We start from the raw sequence: 23,645 nt of genomic DNA on the forward strand, positions 1-23,645 counted from the left end.
GAATCAATGATAATTCCTGCCGGGGCCGCCGAAACAACAGATCGGGCCGGCGACCGGGTGCCGGCGGCGCCGTCCAGTAAAATCATGACAACTATCACGCACGCTTGGAGCACCATTTGGAAACGTCTTGCGGTACCCTCGTCGTCAACCGTGCCGGCGCACTGCTGCTGTGCCACGTGACCGCCACCAAATACTGGGATATCCCGAAGGGCCTGCAGGATGCGGGCGAGACGCCGCTGGAGGCAGCGCGGCGCGAAATGCGGGAGGAAGCGGGGCTGGCGTTCGACGCGGCGCGCTTCGTGGACCTGGGCGTGTTCGACTATCGCCGCGACAAGCGCCTGCACCTGTTCCGCGTGGACGCCGGCGACGACCTGGTGTCGCTCGACCATCTGGTATGCACCAGCTTCTACCCGCACCGGGTGACCGGGAAGCCGCTGCCGGAAGCGGACGGCTTTCGCTGGGCCAGCCGCGACGATGTGCGCACGCTGTGCTGGCCGCGCATGGCGGAACGCCTGCTGTCGCTCGACTGGTGATGCCGTGAACCGCGACCTGCCACCTTCCCGGGTCGGCGCCCGGCCGGGAGGTGCGACGCCTGGCAGGGCAAAGCGCGCTAGCGGCGATCCGGCAGCGCGCCCCTTCCGCCTTCAGTACGAATCGCGGTCGCCGCGGCGGTTCAGCAGCCAGTAGCCGATGCCCAGCACGGCGGCACCGATCACCACCTTCTGCGCCAGGCCCGCCTTGTTGTGCTGCCACTCGGCCTTGATGCCCATCTCGCCGAGGATGTTCGGCACGTGGCCGCGCGCCAGGTCGTCCACCAGGCCTTCCACCACGTCGACGCGGTCGGCCGCCATCAGCATGAACCAGTGGCGCACGTCGTTCTCGGTGCGCTTGAAGGCGGCGCGGCGCAGCGCCCCGGACAGGCCGCGCGGCGGGTTCGGCGTGCCGAACAGCGGCGTGATATGGGGACGCTCCGGGGAGACGAGGATCTCGACGGTCTCCTTCTGCTGTTCCGGCTGCGTCAGCGGCGCGTCGATGCGGGGCGGCGTGCGCTCCATCGGCACGGCGGGCCGGTTCTTGCGGTCCAGGTCCGCGCCCCAGCCGGCGATCGCCGAGCGGTCCACCGGCGGGCGGCCGTGCTGGAACACGGCCAGGTCGGCGCTCGGCTTGTGGTCATGGTCGTGGTCGTGCTTGTGATCGTTTGCCATCGTATTCTCCTCAGTGCGATGCCGTGGCTTCGACCGCTTTCACCTGGCCGGCGTTGGGCGGGATCAGCACCGTCTTGATGCAGTTGTCCAGCTTGCTGGAGAAGATGTGGTACGCGTCCGCCACCTCTTCGAGGGGCACGCGGTGCGTGATGATCTGTTTCGGATCGATGTGGCCGGCGCGGATATGCTCGATCAGGCGCGGCAGGTGGCGCTTCACGCTGGCCTGGTTCATGCGCAGGGTCAGGCCCTTGTTGAGCGCATTGCCGATCGGGACCGCATTGAAGGTGGGGCCGTACACGCCCACGATCGACACGTTGCCGCCCTTGCGCACCGAGTTGATCGCCCAGTGCAGCACGGTGGCCGAGCCGGCCTGCATCATCGTCGTCACGCCGGTGAAGGTCTGCGCCGCGTTGCCGGCCGCCTCGCAGCCGACCGCGTCGATGCACACGTCCGCGCCCAGCCAGTCCGTCATCTTCTTGATGTGCAGCGCCATGTCGTCCACTTCGCGGAAGTTGACCACTTCGCACTGCGCATAGCGGCGCACGAAGTCGAGCCGGTAATCCACCTGGTCGACGACGATCACGCGGCCCGCGCCGAACAGCCATGCCGACTTGGCGGCAAAGATGCCGACCGGGCCGGCGCCGAACACGACGACCGTGTCGCCCTCGCTGATATCGCCCATCTCGGCCGCCTGGTAGCCGGTCGGCAGCGCATCGGTCAGCAGCACCGCGTCATCCTCGTGGATATCGGACGGGATCACGGTCGGGCCGACGTCGGCCATCGGCACGCGCACCAGTTCGGCCTGCCCGCCATCGAAGCCGCCCGCCGTGTGCGAATAGCCGTAGATGCCGCCCACGGCCGTGGCCTGGGGATTCGTGTTGTGGCAATTGCCGTACAGCTCCTTCTGGCAGAAGAAGCACGAGCCGCAGAACACGTTGAACGGCACCAGCACCTTGTCGCCCACCTTCAGCTTGGTGACCTGGGAGCCCACGTCCTCGACGATGCCGACGAATTCATGGCCGAACGTGGTGCCCACGCGGGTGTCCGGCACGAGGCCGTGGTACAGGTGGAGGTCCGAGCCGCAGATGCAGGAGCGGGTGACGCGCACGATGGCATCGCCCGGATGTTCGATGACGGGATCGGGCTTGTGTTCGGCACGGACGCGGAAAGGTCCGCGGTAATTCATTGCCAGCATGAGTGATTCTCCTTGTATGGCCTGTCGAGGCCGGCTGCGGGACGCGCGGGGGCGCTGCCCGGCACCGACGCCGGGCGGCAACCCCGCGCGAAGGCGTTGCGCGGGTCAATTCGTTGAGGAGACCGCCAGGGGGCGGCCCCGTGGAAGCGCCGTTAGCGGGCTGGCAGTGGCGGCGTGGTGGTCCCGGTGGTACCGCTGGTCCCGGACGTGCCGGAGCTGTTGTTCACGTCGCCCGCGCCCGAACGCGTCGTGCCCGTGCCGGACGTGTCGCCGGCGCTGCCGGTGCCCGAGGTGTCGGGCGTCGTGCTCGGCGTCATGGACGTGCCGCCCGGTGTGCCGGCGGCGCCCGGCTGCGTGCTGTTCATGCCGCTGGTACCGCTGGGACCGCGCCAGGTGTCGGTGCCGCTGGTCGTGCCGGTGCTGGACGCGCCGCTGGACGTGCCGGTGGCGGTCTCGGTGGACTGCGACCCGGCCGAGCCACTGGCGCCGGACGTGGACTGGTCGGCCGGGTTGGTGCTGTGCTGCTTCGTTTTCGAGGACTTGGATTTTTTCTTGGCGTCGGCGGACTGCTTCTGAGCGCTGTCAGTCGCGCTCGTGCTGGTCGATCCCGTGCTGGTCGACTGGGCCGCCACGCCTGCGCTGACGAGCATTGCTGTGAGGATGACTGCGAGTTTTGCTTTCATGACATTTCTCCTTGGCGAATGATGCTCATTGCGGGAACAAAATTCTGGCATGCGCCGCAACGCACCGACGTAGGAGTACATGCCGCCAGGCGGTCGGAACATCGCCACGCAATTTGCAAAATTGCTATGAAGATTTAAATACGGTGGACGGATGGTCGAGTCGTTTACAATTTTTTTATACTTTGATTTGCATCAAAGTTTTTGCCCCGCGGGGATTTCACACTGAACAAGACACGCCGACCACGACCATGTACCGCCACCTCCTGATCCCCATCGACGGTTCGCCCGTCTCCGAAAACGCCGCGCTGGCTGCCCTGAAGCTGGCCGGCGAATGGGGCGCGCGCGCCACCGTCGTGCACGTGCTGCCCGGCGAGCATCCACTGGCGTTCGCACCGGCGCCGGGCGATGCCGGCAACGCCAGCGCCGCCAGTCATCCCGTGTTCCGGCCGATCGTCGCGGCCGCCAGCCGCGGCGGCGTGGACGTGGCATTTCTGCTGCGCCAGTCGGACCGCGCCGCATCGGCCATCGTGGCGGTGGCCATCGAACGGCGCTGCGACCTGATCGCCATGGCGTCGCATGGCCGGCGCGGCCTGGCCGGACTGGTGGCGGGCAGCCAGACCCAGAAGGTGCTGGCGCACAGCCGGGTACCTGTCCTGGTATTCAATACCGATTGACAGCGGCGGAAACGCCGCCTGCCGGCTCGAACCTGGCATCGCGACGTGGTGCAAAGGCCACACCGCCACTGCAAGCGGCAGGTCCCGTGTCATAGCGGATTCCCGTCATCGGGCCGTACGCCGCCCCTTCTTTTGCGTTAACAATTCCTTAACGAAACAGTATTTGCGGGAGAAAGCCTGTACTATTTTTGGATCCTTTCGTCCCGCACGTTATGAAAAGACTGTCCCGCGAACTGCCGCGCTTTGCCCTGTATGGCGACAACGCGCCCATCGACAACGCCGAATTCGTGCACGTCGAACTGATCGAAACCCGCAGCCTGCTGCACGACCGCTACATCGTCCCGCACATGCACCGGGGCCTGTTCCAGCTGCTGATCATGCTCGATGGCCATGTCAGCGCGCACATCGACAACATGCAGTGGGAATGCGAGGCGGCCAGCGCCCTGGCGATCCCGCCCGGTACCATCCACACCCTGCGGTTTTCGGAAACGGCCAAAGGCTATGCGCTGTGGATGAACTGGAACCTGGTGGAATCGGTGGACCTGTTCGTGCCCCTGTTCGAACGGGCCCGCGTGCTGCGCCTGCAGGACAATCCGGAAGTGCAGGCCCGCCTCACGGCGCTGCTGGAGCAGCTGGTGATCGAGGCGCGCGGACCGCGCTACGGCCGCGCGCTGCTGGCCGAGTGGCTGGGCCGCAGCGTGCTGCTGCTGCTGGTGCGGCTGGAAACGGAGCGCCGCGTGGCGGACGAAGCCGGGAGGGCCGAATTCGACCTGTTCAGCCGCTTCCGCGCGCTGCTCGAGGAGCACTACCGCGAGCAGTGGCAGGTGGGCCAGTATGCCGAGGTGCTGGAAGCCTCCAGCGCGCGGCTGAACCGGGCCTGCCAGCAGATCGCCGGCAAGTCCGCCTTCGAGATGACGCAGGACCGGCTGATGCTGCAGGCCTGCCGCACGCTGATCCACATTCCCACGTCGGTGGCCAATGTGGGCGAGGAGCTCGGCTTCCACGATCCCGCCTATTTCAGCCGCCTGTTCCGCAAGCGGATGGGCGTCACGCCGAAGGAATTCCGCGACCGGGCGCTGAGCGGCACGGAACGGGGCGGGAGCATGGCCAGCGGCCAGCCGGACACGGTCGAGTGAGCGCCGCCGGCCGCGCCGGGATCAGCGCACCGGCGTGAGCAGCGGCTGGCCGGCGAAATGGGCCAGCAGGTTGTCCACCACCAGCTGCCCCATCGCGTGGCGCGTCTCCACCGTCAAGCTGCCCACGTGCGGCGTGAGCACCACGTTCGGCAGCGCCGCCAGCGCGGCGGGCACGGCCGGCTCTCCCGCGAACACGTCCAGCGCGGCCGCCCCCAGCCGGCCATCGGCCAGCGCGGCGATCAGCGCGGGCTCGTCGACGATCGTGCCGCGCGCCACGTTCACCAGCGTGCCTTCCGCACCCAGCGCCGCCAGCACCGTTTCATCGACGAGCCCGCGCGTGGCCGCACCGCCGGGCGCGCAGACGACCAGGTAATCGCTCTCCTCCGCCAGCGCCAGCAGCGACGCGCTGCGCGGCACGTCGGTGCCCGCCACCACGTTCGGCTGCCAGTAGCGCAGCGCCATGCCGAATGCGGCCAGGCGCGCGGCCACCGCCTTGCCGATGCGGCCGAAGCCGTAGATGCCGGCCACCTTGCCGCGCACGGCGCGCGCCGGCTGCAGTGCGACGCCCTTCGCCCACTGGCCTTCCCGCACATACGTGTCGAGCGCCGGGATGCGGCGGGCCGCAGCCAGCAGCAGCGCCACGGCCAGGTCGGCCACGTCGTCCGTCAGCACGCCCGGGGTGTTCGTCACCGCGATGCCGCGCGGTCGCAGCACATCGAAGTCCACCGCATCCACGCCGATGCCGTTGACGGCCACGATCTCCAGTCGCGGCAGCTGCGCGGCCAGCGCCGCGTCGACCCCGATCGTGCCGGTGGTGGCCAGCGCGCGCACGTCCGGCGCCACCTTCGCAATGCATGCCGCGCGCTCGGCCGCCGGCAGCTGCCACACGTGATGGCAGTCGAAATGCCGGTCGAATTGCGCCATCACGGCGGCGGAAGGGCTGGCGGCCATCACGAGGACTTGCGGTTTCATCTGCGGCTCTTTCAGGGCGATATCGAAGCCGCCATTCTAGGGCCTGGCGGCGATCCGTGCGCGCCTGCATGGCCCCGCTTCAGGCGCCCGCCTCCGGGAACACCAGCGACTGGTGGGCATGCACGCCGGCCAGTACGCCTTCCGCAGCCGCCAGTACGGCGCTGTGCATCGGCTGCGTGACGTCGCCGGCCGCGTACACGCCGGGTACCGTGGTGCGACGGCGTTCATCCACGCGGACATGCGGCCCGGTCGGCCCTTCGTCGAAGGCGCAGCCCAGTTGCGCCGCCAGCGGCGTGGCCGGCTGCGTGCGGGGCGATACCAGCAGCGCGCCGAGCGGCACGATGCGGCCGTCCGCCAGGCAGGCCGACTGCAGGTCCGGCGCCTCGCCCAGCAGCGCCACCACGGGCGTGCGTTCGATACGCACGCCGCGCTCGTCCAGCAGCGCGGCCAGCGCGCCGTCGCCCTCCTCGTCTCCCCCGGTGAACCAGGTGGTCGGGCCCCAGTCCGGCAGCAGTGCCGCCTTGTGCGCGCCCATCGCGCCGCCGCCGAGGACGCCGATCGCGCGCCCCGCCACTTCGTAGCCATGGCAGTACGGGCAGTGGATGACCGTGCTGCCCCAGCGCTCCCACAGGCTGGCAATCGCCGGCAGTTCGTCGCGCACGCCGGTGGCCAGGATGAGGCGGCGGCCCCGTTCGTGGCGCGTGCCGCCGGGCGTCCCGATCCCGACCAGGAAGCCGCCATCGGCGCGGACCGCGGCGCTGGCCTGGCCATCGGCAAACGCCACGGTGGGATAGACAGCGAGCTGGCGGCGCGCATCGGCGCGGATCTCGGCCGGCGCACGGCCGTCGTGGCCGACCAGGTTGTGGGAGGCGGCGGCAAAGCGGTTGCGCGGCTGGCCGGCATCGACCAGCAGCACGCTTCGCCGGGCGCGGGCCAGCGGCAGCGCGGCGGACAGGCCGGCGAAACCGCCGCCGACGATGATGACATCGAACATGTCGCACTCCTCATGTAATTTCCGGAGTTACAGGATACGCGAGGTCGGCCCGTTTACGCAACTTCGTTTGTTACGCAAGCGGTCGGCCGGCTGGTATGATGATGCGATGAGACACGACAGCCGCCTATCCCGCATGCTGCATGCGCTCGTCCACCTGGACGCGCATGACGGCCCCGCCACCTCCGAAACGATCGCCGCCATGCTGGAGACGAACCCCGTGGTGGTGCGCCGCACGATGGCGGGACTGCGCGAGGCCGGCTACGTCCAGTCCGGCAAAGGGCATGGCGGGGGCTGGTCGCTGGCGCGGCCGCTGGACGAGATCACGCTGCTGGACATCCACCGCGCACTGGGCAATCCGCCCGTGTTCGCGATCGGCACCACCAGCGAGCACGCGGCCTGCCTGGTCGAGCGCGCCGTGAATGCCGCGCTGGGCGATGCGCTGCGCGATGCCGAGGCCCTGCTGCTGGAACGCTTCGGCAACGTGACGCTGGCCGACCTGGCCGGCTCGATCCGCCCGCAGCTGCGCGCCGCGCAGCATGCGCGCACCGGACGTTAGCGAGCTCACCGACGGGGAGCAACGCCGGCCGCGCGGGCGCTCACAAAGGCACGCCGCCCGTGTACACTGATGCTTTCCGTCGCCAACACCCACGATGTCCATCTTCACCAAAGCCGCCATCAAGCACGAAGCCGATCTTGCCGCTGCCCAGCAGGCTGCGCAGGAGCAGGCCGCGCGCCAGGCCCGCCTCGATTTCCGCGAGCAGTACCGCGGCACGCTGGAAAACATCATCCGCCCGCAGTTCGCCGCGATGCGCAAGCAGATGTACGAACACGACTACGACGGCAAGATCGAGGAAGGCAATGACGGCTGGAGCGACTTCGTGCGCCTGACGTTCGTGCCGGACAAGAACCGGCTGGCGGCCCATGCCGGGCGCGACGCGTGCACGCTCACCTTCATCGCGCTGGAAAGCAGCTGCCACCTGGAATGGGAAAGCGCGTTCGACCGACACGTGCGCGACGGCTCGGGCAAGGAAGGCGGCACGATCTCGTGCAAGCAGCTGACGGCCGAACGGCTCGAACAGATGCTCACCACGTTCTTCGAGAAATCGTTCGAGGCCCGGCGCATCCGCCGCGGCCAGTAACCGCAGGGGTCGTCGACACGGGGGCCGCTGCGGCTCCTGTTCTTTCTTCAGCACCTGGGCCGTTGTGGCCACTGTTCTTTCTTCAGCTCCGGGGCCATTGCGGCTGCTGTCGTCTCCTTCAGCACAGGGGCCATTGCGGCCCCTGCCGCTCTCCTCAGATCAGTTCCCTGGCGCGCAGCTCGTCCTTGATGTAGGCGTAGAACACCGGCGCCGCGATCACGCCCACCACCCCGAACACGGCTTCGGCAAACAGCATGGCGGCCAGCAGCTCCCAGGCGCGCGCATTGATGTGCGAACCGATGATGCGGGCGTTCAGGAAGTACTCCAGCTTGTGGACGACGATCAGGAACGCCAGTCCCGCCATCGCCACATGCAGCGAGTGCGACAGCCCGACGACGACGACGACCGTGTTGGAGATCAGGTTGCCGATCACGGGCAGCAGGCCGGCCAGGAAGGTGATCGCCACCACGGTCTTCCCGAGCGGCAGGTTGACGCCGGCCAGCGGCAGCACCACGAAGATGAACAGCGCCGTGATCACCGTGTTGATCCCCGAGATCCACACCTGCGCGAAGACGATGCTGCGGAAGGCGTTGGCCAGCACGCGGGCGCGCTGCATCAGGGCCTCGGTGAACGGCCGGTGCGGCGCGCCATCCTTCTGCGCATCGTGCAGCGACGCCATCAGGCCGATGATCATGCCCAGCACCACCCGCGTCAGCGTCTTGCCCGCCTCGGCGCCCATCGCCTGCGCCGTGCTGGCATGCTCGCGCAGCCAGCTGGTGGCCGCTTCGCGCAGCGAGTCCGCGTCGACCGGCAGGTGCCCGATGATCCAGGGCGGTACCTGGTCACGGGAAGCGTCGATGATGTCCGCCAGCCGCACGAACAGGTGCGTGACGCTGTTGGCATCCACGCGGAACAGCACCACCATGCCCCAGGCCAGCAGGCCGAGCAGCGCCACCAGGATGCTGCCGATGACAGCGGCGGCCAGGATGCGCGCCCGCACGTCGCTGAAGCGGCGTCCCAGGAACGGCGCGATCACATGGATCAGCGAGAACATCAGCAGGCCCGCGAACAGCGCGCCCAGCAGGCCGTTCTTCAATACCAGCAGCAGGAAGATGCCGATCAGGAGGTAGGAGGCAATGACACTGTATTCGGTTTGGCGATTCGTCGTCATGGTAGCGGAGCGGGCGGTAGTGCCGCATTATGCCTCAGCGGCGTCCCCTGCGGTGCCCTGCCGGGGTGGCGGTGCGGCCCGTGGCGGCGTCACCTCCTCCAGCCGGCCCTGGCGGTCCAGCGCGAAGCGGGCCAGGTCGCGCGCCAGGAACAGCCGGCCCGTGTAGGCGGCACGCGCTTCGGCCGCCACGTCCGCCAGCGTCAGCGGGCCGTGGTGGTCCTGGTAGCGCGGGCTGAAATGCGTGAGCACCAGATTCGGCAGCGCCGCCGTTTCGGCGAAGCGGGCCACCATCTGCGCGGAACTGTGCTGCGGCGCCGGGCCCACTTTCGCCAGGATCGGTTCCGTGTACGTGGCTTCGTGCACCAGCACGTCCGCATCGATGGCCGCTTCCGCCAGCAGCCCGGGGCGGTCGTTGTCGCCGGCGACGATGACCCGGCGGGGACGGCGCCCCGGCAGCAGTACCTCGGCCGGGCGCACGGTGCGGCCGTCATCGAGCGTGATGTCTTCGCCCTTCTGCAGCAGGCCCCAGGCCGGCCCGCGCGGCACGCCGGCTGCCGCCAGCTTCGATGCATCGAGCCGGCGTTCGACCTCCTTCTCGGTGAACGTGTAGGCGAAGGAGCGCATGCGGTGCGACAGCTCGGTGGCACGGACCGTCAAGTCCGGCAGCACGTCGGTGCCATCGAGTTCCTCGACCGGCACGAAGGTGAGCGGATACGGCAGCGCCAGTTCCGTCGTCTCCATCACGCCCTGCAGGTAGCGCTCCAGCGGCCGGGGGCCGACGATGAACAGCCGCTCGCTCCGGTTGAGGAGGCCGGCGCTGGCCAGCAGCCCCGGCAGGCCGTAGCAGTGGTCGCCGTGCAGGTGCGTGATGAAGATGGCGCGCAGCTGGTGCAGTGTCAGCGCGGTGCGCAGGATGCGGTGCTGCGTGCCCTCCCCGCAGTCGACCAGCGCCCAGCCACTGCCTTTGCCATCCATGCGCAGCGCCAGTCCCGCCACGTTGCGCGTGCGGGTCGGCGTGCCCGATGACGTGCCGAGAAATTCCAGTTCCAATGCGCGCTCCAGAGTGGTCGTGCGGGCGATTATCGGCGATCCGGCCGCACGCCGGCGCGCAGTGGCTACTGCTTGACGAGCTCCACGCGGCGGTTCTTCTCCCGGCCCGCCTCGGCATCGTTCGAGGCCACCGGCGCATAGGGGCCGACGCCTTGTGCCGTGAGCCGTTTCGCATCGACCCTGTACTCGGTGGTCAATGCCTTCACGACCGATTCCGCGCGCTGCTGCGACAGCTGCCGGTTGTGCGCCAGCGCGCCCTGGTTGTCCGTGTGGCCCACGATGTGCACCTTCAGCTGCGCATCCTGCTGCAGCAGCTTCGCCATCTCGCCCAGCGCTTCTTTCGACTCGGGCTTCACGGTGGCCTTGTCGGTATCGAAGTACACGCCGTAGACCGCCACCCGGCCGTCCGCCGCGATGCGCTTGGCCATGTCGCCCGCGTCCAGCGAGGCCGTGACCTTGCCGCCTTCCATCGGCTGGCCTTCCACGATCTGCAGGAACACGCCACCGAATTCATCGCGTTTCGGCGGCACGATGTAGATGGCCGCATGGGCCGGAGAACCGTCGGCGCGCGTGCCCTTGGCCACCAGGTAGCGCGGCTCGCTGCCGCCCGCATACAGCGAGTTGCGGTAGCCGCCTTTGACAAAGCCGTTCCTGTCGATGTGCGTGCTCAGAAAATAGCTGTCGAGGTGCTCGCCGCAGGTCTCCAGCGCGCAGGCAAACACCGTCTTCAGCCCGGCCTTGTCCAGCGCCGCCTGGTAGTTGCGGAGCACTTCCAGCGCCGAGCGGTCCTTCGCATACACGTAGGCGATGCGGGTGGATCGGCCCTCCAGCTTCAGGGCGCTGTCGTAGACCAGCCGGTTGTTCCTGAAGTAGGGCTTGCTGGTGACGAGCGTCGCTTCGTCGTACTGCTTCTGTTCGTACCCCACCATCTTCGCCCCGTCGAAGCGGGACAGCAGCGGCGGGTCCTTCTCGTTGACGACGTCCTTCGGCGGTGCCTGGCCGAAGGCCGCCGAAGTGAATACCGCGCCAAGAACGAAGGCCGACAGACGAAGCGCACGCATGAGGAATCCCGGTCGAGTTGAACGTCGCCGAGTGTATGGTCGAAATACTTTTTTGACAATAGTTTTACAATGCCACCGGGGGCCGGGTTGGTGTCCTGGTGGCGGGCGCCAGGACATGAACACGGCCACGGCCGGTTGCTATAATGCCGCCCTTCCTCCCGCATTTCACACCGCCATGACCGACCTGCCCTTCGACCCGCCCTACAAGCTTGCCATCGACACGCCGGAAGGCCGGCGCTGGGTCGAGGTGCAGGCCGACGGCAGCCGCGTCGACACGACGGCGCCCGCCACCACGCTGCCACCGCCTGCCGAACGTGCCGCGTACAGCAACGACAAGCCGGGCGCCCCGTCCGCGAAGGCGCAGCTGTTCCTGAAGGTGCCGTTCGCGGAAAAGGACGAGGCGAAGGGCCTGGGTGCGCGCTGGGACCCGGCCAGGAAGAAGTGGTACGTGCCGCAAGGCGTTAACCCGGCCCCCTTCAGCCGCTGGACCGAGTAAGGCGCCATCGCGCCCGCGTCAGATCGAATCGAAGAACTGCTGGTCGACGTAGCACCAGCCCCACGTTTCGCCCGGTTCCTTGGAACGGATGATGGGATGCTGCGTGGCGTGGAAGTGCCGCGTGGCGTGCCTGTTCTTCGACTGGTCGCAGCAGCCCACGTGGCCGCAGGTCAGGCAGGTGCGCAGGTGCACCCAGGTGTCGCCGGTGCGCATGCATTCCTCGCAGCCGTCGGTGCGCGGCGTGCGGATCTGGATCTGGCTGAAGTGTTCGCATTGGTCCGGCATGGCGTCTCCCGTCGTGAGCGCCCAGCTTACCGCGACTGGCGGGCTGCCGCACACCCCGTTGGAGAGAGCCGGCCGCCCGCCGCACTGGCCGCACGGATCGCCGCGGCGGTTGTCGCGGGCACTATTCTGAAGGATAATGCGCGCCATGAACGATACTACCCAACGCCCGGAACTGCCGGATCACCTGTCCACCGATCCCCGCAGCAAATTCTACGTGCCCGCCGTGTTCGAACACGACGTCGGCATCCGCTTCAACGACAAGGAGCGCACCGACGTCTCCGAATACTGCATCAGCGAAGGCTGGATCAAGGTCCCGGCCGGCAAGACGCTGGACCGCAAGGGCCAGCCGATGCTGATCAAGCTGAAGGGCAAGGTCGAGGCGTTCTATGCCTGAGTGGCGTGGCTGAAGTCCGGTACTGAGGTCCCGTTACTGAAGTCCGGTTCCTGAAGTTCCGTTGCCGAGGTCCCGTTACTGAAGTTCCGCTACGCCTTCGGCAGCCAGGCCGGTTTCGTGTCCGTGTACAGTTCGCGCTGCACCGGACCGTCGTATTCCGGCTCCAGCGTGCCGAGCGCGATGGCGATATTGTCCGGCTCGCGCGTGCTGCGCCAGTACAGCGTCGAGCCGCACACGCGGCAGAATCCACGTCGTCCGGCCTCGGACGAAGCAAACTCCGTCACCAGTTCCGCACCGCGTTCGTAGGTCAGCCCGGCATTGCCCACGTTGACATACGAACCCGCGCCGGCGCCGTGCCCCTTCTGGCACATCGTGCAGTAGCAGTGACTCGCATCGCGCACCTTGCCATCGGCGTGGTACACCACCCCGCCGCACAAGCAGCTCCCCTTCAGCATGTCCACCTCCCGTTCGAAGTTCAGTCGCCCGGCGGCGCCGGTGCTGCCGCGCCGCCCGCCGTCAGCGGCAGCTCGGGCAGGAACAGTAACACGATCAGGCCGGCCAGCACCGTGACGGTACCGCCCGCGAAGATGGTGGCGATGGCATGGCGGTACACCGGCACGCTGGCCGCCTGCGCCGCCGTGGCGACGACTGCGCCGCCGTGGGCCGCCGCGCCCTGCACCAGGTCCACGCCATGCCGGTGCAGCTGGTGCGCGAGAATGGCGCCGGAGCCCGTCACGCCCAGCAGCCCGCCGAGCGAGCGGAAGAAGCTCAGCATCGCCGTGCCCACGCCGCGCCGCGCGGCCGGCAGCGCGTTCTGCACCACCACCGTCATGTTGGGCATCACCAGGCCCAGACCCATGCCGAGCGCGAAGATGGCCGGCTCCAGCACCCAGTAGCCGTGCCCCGTCTCGATGGCCCAGGCCAGCACGCCGAACGCCACGCAGGCCACGGCCAGGCCTGCCACCTGCGCCGTCTTGTAGCGCGGCGAACGCTGCATCAGGCGGCCGTTGACGGTGGACGAGGCGATCATCCCCACCATCATCGCCACCGTCATCAGCCCGGACTGCGCCGGCGTATTGCCCATCACGAGCTGGAAGAACAGCGGGAAGAACACGCTGGCGCCCATCAGGCCGATGAACGTGAACAGCATGACGATGCTGGCGATGTTGAACACCTTGCTGGCGAACAGCTCCGGCGGCAGCACCGGCTCGGCCGCGCTGCGCAGGTGCGCCACCAGCCACACGCCCATCACCGCCGCCAGCGCGCCGCACACCTTCACCTGCGCGCCGTCCCACGCCCATTCGGTGCCGCCGAGCGCCAGGACCAGCAGCGTGGCCGTGATGCTCCCCGTCAGCAGCACCGAGCCGAGATAATCGATGCGATGCACGTGCGTGATGACGGGCTTGCGCAGCGAGCGCGCGATGGCGTAGAAGGCCACGGCACCGATCGGCAGGTTGATGAAGAAGATCCAGTGCCAGGACAGGAAGTCCGTCATCAGGCCGCCCAGCACGGGGCCCAGCACGCTCGTCACGGCAAACACCATCGCGATCATGCCCTGGCGTTTCGCGCGTTCCTGCGGCGGCACCAGGTCGCTGATGATGATCTGCGCCAGTGGCATGAAGCCGCCCGCGCCCAGGCCCTGGATGGCGCGGAACACGATCAGCTGCAGCATGTCCTGCGCCACGCCGCACAGCACCGAGCCCACGAGGAAGGCGATCAGCGCCACGAAGATCATGGGCCGGCGGCCATACTGGTCGGCCAGCTTGCCGTACAGGGGCATCGTGGCGGTGGACGTGAGCACATAGGCCGTCACCACCCACGACAGATGGGCCATGCCGCCCAGGTCGCCCACGATGCGGGGCAAGGCCGTGGCGACGATGCTCTGGTCCAGCGCGCCCAGGCCCAGCACCGCCATCAGGGCCAGGTAGACGGCGCGGATTTCGCGGTCGGTGACCGGCGCGTCGGGTGCGGGACTGTGGGGTGCGGGACTGTGGTCGTGGGCTGTGTTCATAGTGAGATCCTCGGTGTCATCCGCCGCCCGGTGCCGGACGGGCTGGTGGCGTCTTTCAAGCTGCCATTGCCCGCCTGATGGCGGGACTGATCCGGCTCGCGATGTGCGGCGATGTTCATGGCCTGGCGATGGCGGTCAGCGGTTCGATGGCGGCGGCCAGCGCGTCGAGCTGCGCGGCGTCGAGACGGGCGACGCGGTGCGCCAGCCAGTCCAGCCGTTCCTTCTGGATGCGCTGCAGGTGTTCATGCGCGGCGGGCGTGAGCTGCAGGCCGGTGCGGCGGCGGTCCGGCGGCACGGGCGCGCTGCGTTCCAGCAGGCCGGCCGCTTCCAGCGCCTTCACCTGGCCGCTGATCGTGGGGCCGCGCACGTTCTGCAGCCGCGCCAGGTCGGCCACGCCGATGCCGGGGTTTTCCAGCACGGTGGCCAGCAGCATCGTCTGCATCAGCGACAGGCCGGCATCGCCCCGCTCCGCATCGCGGCGGAATTCGCGCATCAGCAGTTTCAAGGCGCCGCGCAGGTCTTCGGCAATGCCGGTCGCGCGGACGGAGGGTTTACGGGGAGTCATGGCGTACGCAGATAGATAGGTAGGCTATCTATGTTGCCGGCTTTCGCGGATGGTGTCAAGCACCCGGGCCCGTGTCGGCTCGGGCTCATGTCCGTTTCGGGGTCAGACCCCGACATGGACACGGGCCCGGCAGTATCAGGATCAGCTCGTGGCGCGCTTCTTCGCGGCCCACTTGTCATACGCCGCCAGGGTCGCCGCCGGCCCGTTGCCGTACCAGCCGTAGCCATTGCGCCGTTCGACACTGAGCTCGTTGACGTCGGTGTGGATCGACTTGTCGCGGTCGCCGAACACGGGCTTCATCGTCTTCACGTCGTACAGCCGCGACCACAGCGGGCCGGCGCCGGGCCGCGCCACCAGCCGCCTGCCGCCATCGTCCTTCGCATCGGTTTTCCGCGTGTATTCGACGTCGTAGACCGCCACTTTCTTCAGCCACGCCGCACCGGCATCGATGGCCGACACGATCGGCGGCGACGACGGCTGCTTCATCAGCACCGCCAGCAGCCGCGCCGTCTCGCCGCTGGAGATCGCCACCGGCTCGAAATTGCGCGCGCCGACGGGGGCCAGCGTGAGTGCGTCGTGCTGCTGGCACCAGCCGGTGCGCACGCCGTCGACGACGATCTGCGTCGCCAGGATCATCTTCACGGCGCGCTCCTTCGCGGCCAGCGCGCGGCCGGCCAGGTCGCTCGGGACGAATGCGTAATCGTCCTTGCGCGCCGCCACGTCATCGAGCAGTTCCACGACCTGCGCGATGGCGTTGTCGTTGAAGGTGATGGCATCGTGGTAGCCGCCCTGCAGGGGGAACACCTGCGGGAAGCCGCCGTTGGGATACTGCGCTGCCAGCAGGTAGTTCACGCCCTTCGCGAACGTGGCGCGGTACTGGTCGGCCTGGGCCCCCGGCAGCGCCGCCTGCACGCGGGCCAGGAACTTCAGCTCGGTGATGGTGGCGTCATTGTCGATCGTGCCCACGTAGCTCCAGCCCTTCGCGCCGGAGATGATGCCACCCGAAGGATCGTCGTCGACCGGCGCGTAGTGCTCGCCGCGCTGGCGTGCCGGCCCGCTGCGGTTGACGTTCTTGCCCCAGCCGCCCGCCGGCGTCTGGAAGCTGACGATGTTGTCGGCCACGTGACGCGCCTCGGCCGTCGCATACCAGGCGGCCGGTTTTTTCAGCGGCATGCCGTCTTCGCCCTTCAGGTGCGCGCCGGCCGTTTCCGGCGGCGTGCCGGCGGCGCGCTCGGCGGCCAGTGCGGCCTTGTCGGCGGCCATCAGCGCCTGCGAGCGCGCCAGGTACTCGCGCCATGCGGCCCGCTCGGCTGCGGGAACGGCTGCCAGCCGCGCCTCCGTCACCGGCTCGCCGGCCGTCATGTGGCCGATGACTTCGGCGTGGCCGGCGCCCAGCGCCAGCTCCAGCGACAGGCCCAGCACGAGTGCCAGCACCGTCTTGCGTGGATTGATTTTCATGGGTCTCCTCCTTGGTTGTCAGCGTACGCGGATGATCCGCACCGCCATGTACGGACGGCCCGGCAGCGCGATCGCCCGGCCGTCCTGGTCCGCGAATGTGTAGTCGTCGCGCTTCCTGATCGTGAAAATGCCGTCGACCGGCGTGACCGTCATGTTCCACGTGTCGATCACTTCGGCGCGGAACCGCATGCCGTCCTGCAGGCCCGTCTTGAACAGCACGAACGGCCAGGCCGTCGGCCTGGCGCGGTTGAAGTAGCCCAGGTAGTACTCGGCGTGCCGGCCGGCGAACGGATGTTCCTGCCACTTGTCGATCGGCTCCAGGCCCTCCTGCGGGCTCTGTTCCAGGATCTTGCGGAAGAAGGCGATGCGCGGCGCGCTCCGGCCGCGCAAGGTGCCGCCCTTGCCCAGCCAGCTGCGGCTGTCGGTATCCTTGAAGATCTCGCTGTGGCCGACATACGAGCCGGCGATCGCGCCGTTCCAGAAGCGCAGCACCATCTCCTCGGCCGTCAGCTGGCCCCAGCGCCGGTCGATATTGCCTTCGTACTTCACCTCGTCGAACACGACCGGCTTTTCGTATACGTCGCGGTAGATCACGGCGCGCTCCGGATCTTCCACCGCGGCGCCCTGCTGCAGGCTGGCGTGCGTCACCCACGGCTGCGTGTAGTTGTAGAGCCGGACCGAATGGTGGATCGAACGCAGGTGGCCGTAGGGATCGCCGGCCTGGACCAGCTTGAAGTAGTGGTCCCACTCGTCCATGCGTTTTTCCTTCATCAGGTCGAACTCGTTCGCCATCGACCACCAGACATTGCGGTAGGCCGCCAGCCGCGCGATCACGTAGCGCAGGTAGCGGTCGTTCACCGCGCCGGGCATGCGGTCGAAGCCCCACTTGCCCTTGTCATACGGGTGGAACAGGATCAGGTCCGCCTCGATGCCCTTGTCACGCAGCTGGGCCACGCGCCGGTCCAGGTTGCGGAAGAACGCCGGGTCGAAGCGCTCGAAGTCCCAGTTGTGCGGCGGCGTGCCGACGAACGGGAAGCGCTGGTCCGGCAGCGGCACGTCGTTGTTCGGGAAGATCGCCATGCGGAGCTTGTTGAACGGCGCGCCGGCCAGCGTCTGCAGCGTCTGTTCCTGCGACTGCGCGGACTGGTGGAGCCAGGCGTAGCTGGTGGTGCCCACCTGCCAGAACGGCGTGCCGTCCGCATAGGCGAAGTGGAACGTGTTGTGGACGGCGACGGGGCCGTGGTTGCCCCGTGCGGGCGCGACGACGGTGAAGCGGCCCGTCTTCGCATTCAGCGCCGGGCGGTTGCTGCGCGTGGTGTACTCCCACTGCCCCACCGTGTCCGGCATGAAGCGGATCTTGTAACGGCCATCGCCATCGTAGAAGCCGTCGACGGCGATCTCGCGCAGGCCCTGGCGGAAGGTGGCGGCCAGGTCCACGTCCAGGAACGGGTTGCCGTCGCGGGGGCCGTCGAGGGCGATCTCGTAGGTTCCCCAGCGTTCGACCTGGCCGGTCGCCACACCGTATTCATCGGTCGCGGCCTGCGCCGCGCCGCCGAGCAGCACCAGTGCTGCCAGCCACAGAAACAGGAGACGGCGCATGCTTATCCCTTCAGCATTTCGTCGTAACGCTTGCCGCCGATCGTCACGTTGGTCAGTGTCACGTCCGTGGCGTTATGCACGAACCACGGCTCCTGCGCGTTGATCGCGGTGCCGAAATCGCAGTCGCTGATCGTCACGTTCTTTACCGGCAGCACCGGCTTGCCCTCGCCGCCGTTGTAGCTCCTCGCCACGGGGCCCAGCACCACGAAGGCCTGGTAGCAGGCGAAGCTGCCGTCCTTCGTCTGCACGTTCGAGGCGCGCACGTTGGAGATGTGGATGTCGGAGACCTCCGGCGGGCGGCTGCGGATATCGTCGAACGAGGAGGCGTAGTTGCAGTCGAAGGTGATGACGGCGCCGCCGCCGGTCGCCACCTTCGCCGGCGTGGCGCTGCCGGTGTCCTGCGCGTACAGGCTGGGCTTGAGTTTCACGCCGTTCGGCAAGGTCATGTCGCGCACGTAGAAGTAACGGAGGAAACCGCCGCGGTTCATGTTCGTCTTCAGGCGGATGGCCGTGTTCAGCGGGTCCGTCGCCCAGTGCATATTGCGCACGTCGAGGCGCTGCGCATACACATGCTCGATCCCGGCGGACATCTCGCTGCCCAGCGTGACGGCACCGTGGCCGCTGTTCATCACCGAGTTCTGGATGACGACATTGCGCGTGGGACCGTAGCCGATGTCCGTGTTCTTGCCGGCCTTGATGGCGATGCAGTCGTCGCCCGTGTTGAACCAGCAGCCGTCCACCAGCACCGTGTCGCAGGACTCGGGATCGAAGCCGTCCGAATTCGGGCCGATGCTCTCCATCCGCACTTTTGAAAAATGCACGTTGCGGCACTTGACGGGATGGTGGATCCAGAACGGCGCGTTGACGGACAGGTAGCCGGCCATCAGCACGTCCTCGCAGTCGATGAATTCGACCAGGCAGGGGCGCAGGAAGTGACCCAGGCCGAAGATGCGTTTTTCGGCCGGCACGCCCGCCTCCGACAGCGCCGGCAGGAATTTCTCGTCGGCGCGCCAGTCCGCGCTGCCGCCCTGGATGCGCTTGAGCGTGGCCGCATCGAGCTGCGGCGCCAGCGCTGCCAGCGACGCGGGATTGGCCGGGTTGTTGACGCCCTGGTGCAGCGCGCCCTTGCTGGCGCCCTTCCGGTTCATGCCCCACCAGCCCGGGCCGCTCCCGTCCTCGAACGGCACGCCGGCCTGGCCGTCGAGGATGCTGGTCCAGTCGTCGCCCGTGATCGCGATGTTCTTCTGGCCGCGCGCGTAGACGAGCGGCGAGAAGTTCAGGCAGTCGTTGCCCTGCCAGCGCGACAGCACCAGCCTGCCGTTGGCGCCGCAGTCGTAGTCGCCGTCGCGCGCATAGTCGCGCGGGTTCGCGCTGAAGTACACGTGGGCGCCCTTGGCCAGGTGCACGTGCACGTTGGACAGCAGCGTGATCGGGCCTTTCAGGTACCAGTCTCCCTTGGGGATCAGCACGCGGCCGCCGCCCGCCTTGCTGGCCGCTGCGATCGCTGCCTTCAGCGCGGGATGGCTGTCCGGCGAACCCGGTACCGGTGTCGTCACCTGCCCTTTCGCTTCGATGGTCGGGAAGCCTTCCACCTGGTGCACCTTGCACGGCTTCGCGCCGAACTGCGTGATGACGAAATCGCGTTTCGGGAACGCCAGCGGCGTGGCGAAGCGGTCGACGATCTGCTGCGCGCGCGCCCAGGGATCGGGCGTCTGCGCAAACGCCTGCAGCGGCAGGCCATACACCCCGGCCGCACCCAGCGCCGCGGCGCCTTTCAGCAGTTGGCGGCGGCGGATCGAATAGTCGTTGTTCATGGAGGTCTCGGTGATCGGTTTCATGCGCGCGGGCGCGGTGCGTCAGTGTGCCTCGTCGCCGCACCGCCCGGCATTAGATTAAATCGGAAGCCCGTTACGAAATTTGGCAAGCCCGTTACAGCCGAGCCCGTGTCACACCATGGGGGTGACGCAGGGGTTTCGTGGAGCGCAGCTCTGCGCCTGTGGAACGGTGGCCTTGCAAGGTCACACTCCTTCCAGGCGTAGTGACACGAGCTCGACAGTAGCGCACTTACAGCGCCATTGACGTTGCGATCCTGCGGAAATGCGGGCAGTAGCAGGATGTTTCAGCATACGGAAGAGTCCGTGTCACTACGCCTGACCCCAGCATGTGACACGAGCTCGGCCGTAGCACGCGGGAAGCCGGCGCAGGGCCGGCTTAGTTGCGTCAACGCGAGGTCACGCCTAGAACTTGTACTCGGCGGACAGCCGGTACACGCGCCCCATCATGTCGGCCATGCTGGTCAGGTAACCGCCGCCGTACAGCGTGTTGGCGGTGAGTGGCGGCAGCTCCTTGTTGATGTTGTTCACGCCCAGGCTGATGGTCGTGTTCTTGATCCCCGTGTAGCGCACGTTGGCGTTGTACTGGCTGTACTTCGACACTTCCGTCAGGTTCGAGCCGGCGCGCGGCGTGAGGTCCGTCAGGCCCGTGTTGAAGCGCTGCGACAGCGTGGTGCCCCAGTTGCCCAGCTTCCAGCCGATCGACGCCGTGTACTTCCAGCGCGGATTGATCTGCGGCAGGCCGGCCAGGCCGGAGTTCGGACCCGCGCCGCCGTAGCGGCCATCGTTCGAGATGATGCCGATATTGCTGAACCACTGGCCATCCTTCTCGGCCTGGAACTCGTACTTGTGGTACCAGGTGGCGTCAATCTTCGCGTCGAACGTGCCGTAGGTCGTGGCCGGGAAGCGGTAGCTGCCCGAGACGTCCGCACCGCGGATGCGGCTCATGCCGCGGTTGGCCTGGCTGGCGACGATGTGGTCGATGATGCCGTCCGCGCCGCGGAGGATCTGGTCCGCATACTTGGTGGGATTCTGCTGGATCTCGCCGATCGTCACGGCGCCCAGCACGTCCTTCAGCTTCAGGCCCCAGTAGTCGACCGTCAGCGACAGGTTCTTGATCGGTTCCAGACCGAAGCCGAACGAGAAGCCGCGCGACTTCTCCGGCTTGAGGAAGCTGTTGTTCGGCGACTTGGTCCAGTACGTCGTGCTGACGTTGCAGACCTGGTCGCGCGTGTAGCCGGAGACGGGATTGCCGGTACCGCTGACGGTCGGCTGCGCACTCGGGCACAGGACCGGATCGTCCATCTCCTGCGTGCGCACTTCCGGCGTCGGGTTCTGGATGTCCATGATCGACGGCGCGCGGAACCCGGTCGACACGTTACCGCGCAGGATCAGCTGCGGAACCGGCTGCCAGCGCGCCGCCAGGCGCGGGTTGACGGTGGTCTGTTTCAGGTCGTCGTAATGGTCGGCGCGCACGGCGGCGTTCATCAGGAACGTGTCCGTGAACGGCGCTTCCACTTCGGCCAGCAGCGACTGGATATTGCGCTTCAGGCGCTTGGCCACGCCGGACGGCGTCTCGCCCACGAGGTCCGTCTGCAGCACGTTGCCGGAGGCGTCGATGTTGTAGCTGCCGTCGGCCTTCTTCAGCACGTAGTCCAGCGGCGCATCGTAGGTACGGGCGCCATCGCGGCGCAGTTCGCCGGAGACGGCCAGCATCACGTCGCCGCCCGCCAAGGTCCAGATGCTGCGCGACAGCGTGATGTCGGCGCTGCGGTTGTAGGCCTTGTTCAGGCGGTACGTGTAGTCGTCCGCCGCGATGCTGCGCAGGTATTCGAGACCCGCCTCGTCCTGCAGGCCGAACGGGTTCAGGGTGCCGTTGTTGAAGCCTTCCTGCGCCTTCGAATACAGGATGTAGCCACCACCGGCCTTGGTGTCGCGCTTCGACATGCCCCAGTTCAGGCCCGCGCGGTAATCGAAGCCCAGCACTTCGCCTTCGGCCGTCAGCACGATGCGGTCGTTGGTCTGCTCGTCGTTGCGGTAGGCCGAGCCCAGTTCCGCCGGGCCCCACTGGAAGTACAGCGTGCGGCCATTCATGTTCAGGTTGCTGACGGTACCGGGCGTCCTGGTCGGATCGATGTACATCGTCGGCGAATTGGCGCCCGTATTGCTGCCCACCACCTGAACGGTCGGCGTGATGCCGTTGCCCGGGTAGAAGCGGCTGGTGGAAGGCAGCGAGTACGTGGTGAACGGCTGCGTGGCGCCCGGCACCTGCATGCCGCGGTACTTCTGCACGGTGAACTCCGAGTGCAGCACGTCGACGTCGATCTTGTGGCCGCCCGGCAGGTTGAACGAGGCGCGGCCCGCCACGTTGGTGATCTTCGAGCCGTCCGTCACCGCGTTGTAGTACAGCGGATTGCGGTAGCAGCCCGGCGCGTAGACGGCCGGCGTGTTGGCGCTCTGGTTGCCCAGCGTGGGACGGGAATACGGATCGAGACAGCCGTTCGCGTAGGTCGGGTTGTAGTTCGAGTTCGCGGCGCGGGTGAAACCGAAGTTGGCGGTCGGGCTGGGGTTGCGTGCATCGGGCAGCAGGCCCAGGCCCAGCGTGCGCAGCACGTCGGGGTCGAACTGGTCGGGGCGGTCGGCCTGGAACAGCGCGGATTTCTTCTGGTGGTCGACGGACAGATACGCATTCCAGCCATCCTTGGCGAGGTCCCCGAAGCCGGCAATGGCGCCGATGCTCTTGGTGTCGCCGCCGCCGCTCTGTTCCGGATCGGCGTATTCGCCCTTGATCGAGAAGCCCTTGTAGCCGCGCTTCGTGATGAAGTTCTGCACGCCGCCGATGGCATCCGCGCCATACGTGGACGCAGCGCCGCCGGACAGCGTCTCGACGCGGTCCAGCGCCATGCGGGGAATCACGTTGACGGACACGTACTGGTCCTGCAGCGGTTCGTTGGCCAGGCGGCGACCGTTCAGCAGGGTCAGCGTGCGCATCGGGCCGAGGCCGCGCAGGTTGGCCATGGGGCCGGCCGCGCCGGAGTTGGTGCCCAGCGCCAGCGACTGCGGCTGCTCGAGGATCAAGTCCTTCAGCTCCGTGTGGCCGCGCGCTTCCAGCTCGGTGGCCTTGATGGTGACGAGGGGCGTGGCGCCTTCATCGGCCACGCGACGGATCAGCGAGCCGGTGACGACGATCGCCTGGACAGGTTCTTCGGCCGCCGCGGCAGCCGCTGGGGTGGTGTTCTGGAGCGCTTCCTGGGCCATCGCCTGGCCAGTCATTTCGCAGATCGCAACGGTCACGGCGAGCGCCATCGTTGCACGCCGCAGACGCGGGGTGTGGGTGTACTTCATTTGTCTCCTCCGCCAGCCATTATTAATTGGCTTGATCAGTTGATATTATTGGTTGGCCAGTCTCGCCAATTGGTCGGACCAGTTACAAATGAGTATGCACCTGGCGCGGGATGGCGTCATCCCCCTGCGGAAATTTTGACAAATGTGTGTAGCAATGAAACAACAGCGCTGCGAACAGCCGAGTCCGTGTCAACTTCAGGGTCAGTCACGAAAGTTGACACGTGCTGGGCACTACCTGCGTTTTTGGGTCGCTTGGCGTCCAGGCATCAGCCGTCGGCAACGCGACACGCAGCGGCAAGCTTGCGAATGCCGCATCACTATCAGGGAAGAAAAACGTGCGCGCGCCTTCGAAGCTCGGCTCGTGTCAACTTCGGTGACTG

At 67.6% G+C, this 23,645-nt stretch carries 23 protein-coding genes; 7 read left to right on the top strand and 16 right to left on the bottom strand.

What is annotated here, in order from left to right; translation table 11 throughout:
* Positions 1 to 116 precede the first annotated feature (116 nt).
* On the top strand, positions 117 to 533 hold the full coding sequence (locus IP91_RS03815; RefSeq protein ID WP_229473837.1) for an NUDIX hydrolase: 417 nt from the start codon (positions 117 to 119) through the stop codon (positions 531 to 533).
* Positions 534 to 644: 111 nt separating this feature from the next.
* On the opposite strand, the gene IP91_RS03820 is transcribed toward IP91_RS03815, so the two are convergent.
* The 3 genes from IP91_RS03820 to IP91_RS03830 form a co-directional block, all read right to left on the bottom strand.
* Complete coding sequence (locus IP91_RS03820) at positions 645 to 1,205, bottom strand: hypothetical protein (RefSeq protein WP_229473839.1); 561 nt, start codon at positions 1,203 to 1,205, stop codon at positions 645 to 647.
* 10 nt (positions 1,206 to 1,215) lie between these two features.
* Positions 1,216 to 2,400, bottom strand: a complete 1,185-nt coding sequence (locus IP91_RS03825) for a zinc-dependent alcohol dehydrogenase (RefSeq protein ID WP_145647421.1) — start codon at positions 2,398 to 2,400, stop codon at positions 1,216 to 1,218.
* 152 nt (positions 2,401 to 2,552) lie between these two features.
* On the bottom strand, positions 2,553 to 3,083 hold the full coding sequence (locus IP91_RS03830; RefSeq protein WP_145647422.1) for a hypothetical protein: 531 nt from the start codon (positions 3,081 to 3,083) through the stop codon (positions 2,553 to 2,555).
* A 248-nt stretch (positions 3,084 to 3,331) separates the two neighbouring features.
* On the opposite strand from IP91_RS03830, the gene IP91_RS03835 reads away from it, so the two are divergent.
* Together IP91_RS03835 and IP91_RS03840 are read left to right on the top strand one after the other, a co-directional pair.
* Positions 3,332 to 3,757 carry a universal stress protein gene (locus IP91_RS03835; RefSeq protein WP_145647423.1) on the top strand — a complete coding sequence of 142 codons (426 nt, stop codon included), beginning with the start codon at positions 3,332 to 3,334 and terminating at the stop codon, positions 3,755 to 3,757.
* A gap of 212 nt (positions 3,758 to 3,969) precedes the next feature.
* Positions 3,970 to 4,893 (top strand): helix-turn-helix domain-containing protein, encoded by a 924-nt coding sequence (locus IP91_RS03840; RefSeq protein ID WP_145647424.1) that lies wholly within the window; start codon positions 3,970 to 3,972, stop codon positions 4,891 to 4,893.
* Between the two features lie 21 nt (positions 4,894 to 4,914).
* Here the strand turns inward: IP91_RS03840 and IP91_RS03845 are convergent, their stop codons facing one another.
* Positions 4,915 to 5,865 (bottom strand): 2-hydroxyacid dehydrogenase, encoded by a 951-nt coding sequence (locus IP91_RS03845; protein WP_145647425.1) that lies wholly within the window; start codon positions 5,863 to 5,865, stop codon positions 4,915 to 4,917.
* Positions 5,866 to 5,944: 79 nt separating this feature from the next.
* Positions 5,945 to 6,859, bottom strand: coding sequence for an NAD(P)/FAD-dependent oxidoreductase (locus IP91_RS03850; protein WP_145647426.1), 915 nt, complete (start codon positions 6,857 to 6,859; stop codon positions 5,945 to 5,947).
* A gap of 106 nt (positions 6,860 to 6,965) precedes the next feature.
* Here IP91_RS03850 and IP91_RS03855 point away from each other — a divergent pair, with 106 nt between their 5' ends.
* Both IP91_RS03855 and IP91_RS03860 read left to right on the top strand, forming a co-directional pair.
* Entirely contained in the window at positions 6,966 to 7,415 is a 450-nt protein-coding gene (locus IP91_RS03855; RefSeq protein WP_145647427.1) for an Rrf2 family transcriptional regulator, read from the top strand.
* A 94-nt stretch (positions 7,416 to 7,509) separates the two neighbouring features.
* Positions 7,510 to 7,998 carry a hypothetical protein gene (locus tag IP91_RS03860; RefSeq protein WP_145647428.1) on the top strand — a complete coding sequence of 163 codons (489 nt, stop codon included), beginning with the start codon at positions 7,510 to 7,512 and terminating at the stop codon, positions 7,996 to 7,998.
* A gap of 154 nt (positions 7,999 to 8,152) precedes the next feature.
* Here the strand turns inward: IP91_RS03860 and IP91_RS03865 are convergent, their stop codons facing one another.
* The 3 genes from IP91_RS03865 to IP91_RS03875 form a co-directional block, all read right to left on the bottom strand.
* A complete protein-coding gene (locus tag IP91_RS03865; RefSeq protein WP_145647429.1) occupies positions 8,153 to 9,169 on the bottom strand; it encodes an AI-2E family transporter in 1,017 nt (338 codons plus the stop codon).
* 27 nt (positions 9,170 to 9,196) lie between these two features.
* Positions 9,197 to 10,219 (bottom strand): MBL fold metallo-hydrolase, encoded by a 1,023-nt coding sequence (locus IP91_RS03870; protein WP_145647430.1) that lies wholly within the window; start codon positions 10,217 to 10,219, stop codon positions 9,197 to 9,199.
* A 65-nt stretch (positions 10,220 to 10,284) separates the two neighbouring features.
* Entirely contained in the window at positions 10,285 to 11,280 is a 996-nt protein-coding gene (locus IP91_RS03875) for an OmpA family protein (RefSeq protein ID WP_145647431.1), read from the bottom strand.
* Between the two features lie 175 nt (positions 11,281 to 11,455).
* On the opposite strand from IP91_RS03875, the gene IP91_RS03880 reads away from it, so the two are divergent.
* Positions 11,456 to 11,776, top strand: a complete 321-nt coding sequence (locus IP91_RS03880; protein WP_145647432.1) for a DUF5710 domain-containing protein — start codon at positions 11,456 to 11,458, stop codon at positions 11,774 to 11,776.
* An 18-nt stretch (positions 11,777 to 11,794) separates the two neighbouring features.
* Here IP91_RS03880 and IP91_RS03885 read toward each other — a convergent pair whose 3' ends face one another.
* A complete protein-coding gene (locus tag IP91_RS03885) occupies positions 11,795 to 12,061 on the bottom strand; it encodes a UBP-type zinc finger domain-containing protein (protein WP_145647433.1) in 267 nt (88 codons plus the stop codon).
* 145 nt (positions 12,062 to 12,206) lie between these two features.
* Here IP91_RS03885 and IP91_RS03890 point away from each other — a divergent pair, with 145 nt between their 5' ends.
* Positions 12,207 to 12,455: a DUF3297 family protein gene (locus tag IP91_RS03890; RefSeq protein WP_145647434.1), complete on the top strand. Its 249-nt coding sequence runs from the start codon at positions 12,207 to 12,209 to the stop codon at positions 12,453 to 12,455.
* 89 nt (positions 12,456 to 12,544) lie between these two features.
* Here IP91_RS03890 and IP91_RS03895 read toward each other — a convergent pair whose 3' ends face one another.
* The 7 genes from IP91_RS03895 to IP91_RS03925 form a co-directional block, all read right to left on the bottom strand.
* On the bottom strand, positions 12,545 to 12,910 hold the full coding sequence (locus IP91_RS03895; protein WP_145647435.1) for a GFA family protein: 366 nt from the start codon (positions 12,908 to 12,910) through the stop codon (positions 12,545 to 12,547).
* Between the two features lie 20 nt (positions 12,911 to 12,930).
* Positions 12,931 to 14,466, bottom strand: a complete 1,536-nt coding sequence (locus tag IP91_RS03900) for an MDR family MFS transporter (protein ID WP_229473841.1) — start codon at positions 14,464 to 14,466, stop codon at positions 12,931 to 12,933.
* Between the two features lie 115 nt (positions 14,467 to 14,581).
* Entirely contained in the window at positions 14,582 to 15,031 is a 450-nt protein-coding gene (locus IP91_RS03905; protein WP_145647436.1) for a MarR family winged helix-turn-helix transcriptional regulator, read from the bottom strand.
* Between the two features lie 141 nt (positions 15,032 to 15,172).
* Positions 15,173 to 16,489, bottom strand: a complete 1,317-nt coding sequence (gene pelA, locus IP91_RS03910) for a pectate lyase (protein ID WP_145647437.1) — start codon at positions 16,487 to 16,489, stop codon at positions 15,173 to 15,175.
* An 18-nt stretch (positions 16,490 to 16,507) separates the two neighbouring features.
* Entirely contained in the window at positions 16,508 to 18,088 is a 1,581-nt protein-coding gene (locus IP91_RS03915) for a DUF5060 domain-containing protein (protein WP_145647438.1), read from the bottom strand.
* Positions 18,089 to 18,090: 2 nt separating this feature from the next.
* Positions 18,091 to 19,902, bottom strand: coding sequence for a glycoside hydrolase family 28 protein (locus IP91_RS03920; RefSeq protein ID WP_199754474.1), 1,812 nt, complete (start codon positions 19,900 to 19,902; stop codon positions 18,091 to 18,093).
* A 423-nt stretch (positions 19,903 to 20,325) separates the two neighbouring features.
* Positions 20,326 to 23,265: a TonB-dependent receptor plug domain-containing protein gene (locus IP91_RS03925; protein WP_145647439.1), complete on the bottom strand. Its 2,940-nt coding sequence runs from the start codon at positions 23,263 to 23,265 to the stop codon at positions 20,326 to 20,328.
* Positions 23,266 to 23,645 lie beyond the last annotated feature (380 nt).

The sequence above is a fragment of the Pseudoduganella lurida genome, assembly GCF_007830455.1.
GTDB lineage: Bacteria > Pseudomonadota > Gammaproteobacteria > Burkholderiales > Burkholderiaceae_D > Rugamonas > Rugamonas lurida.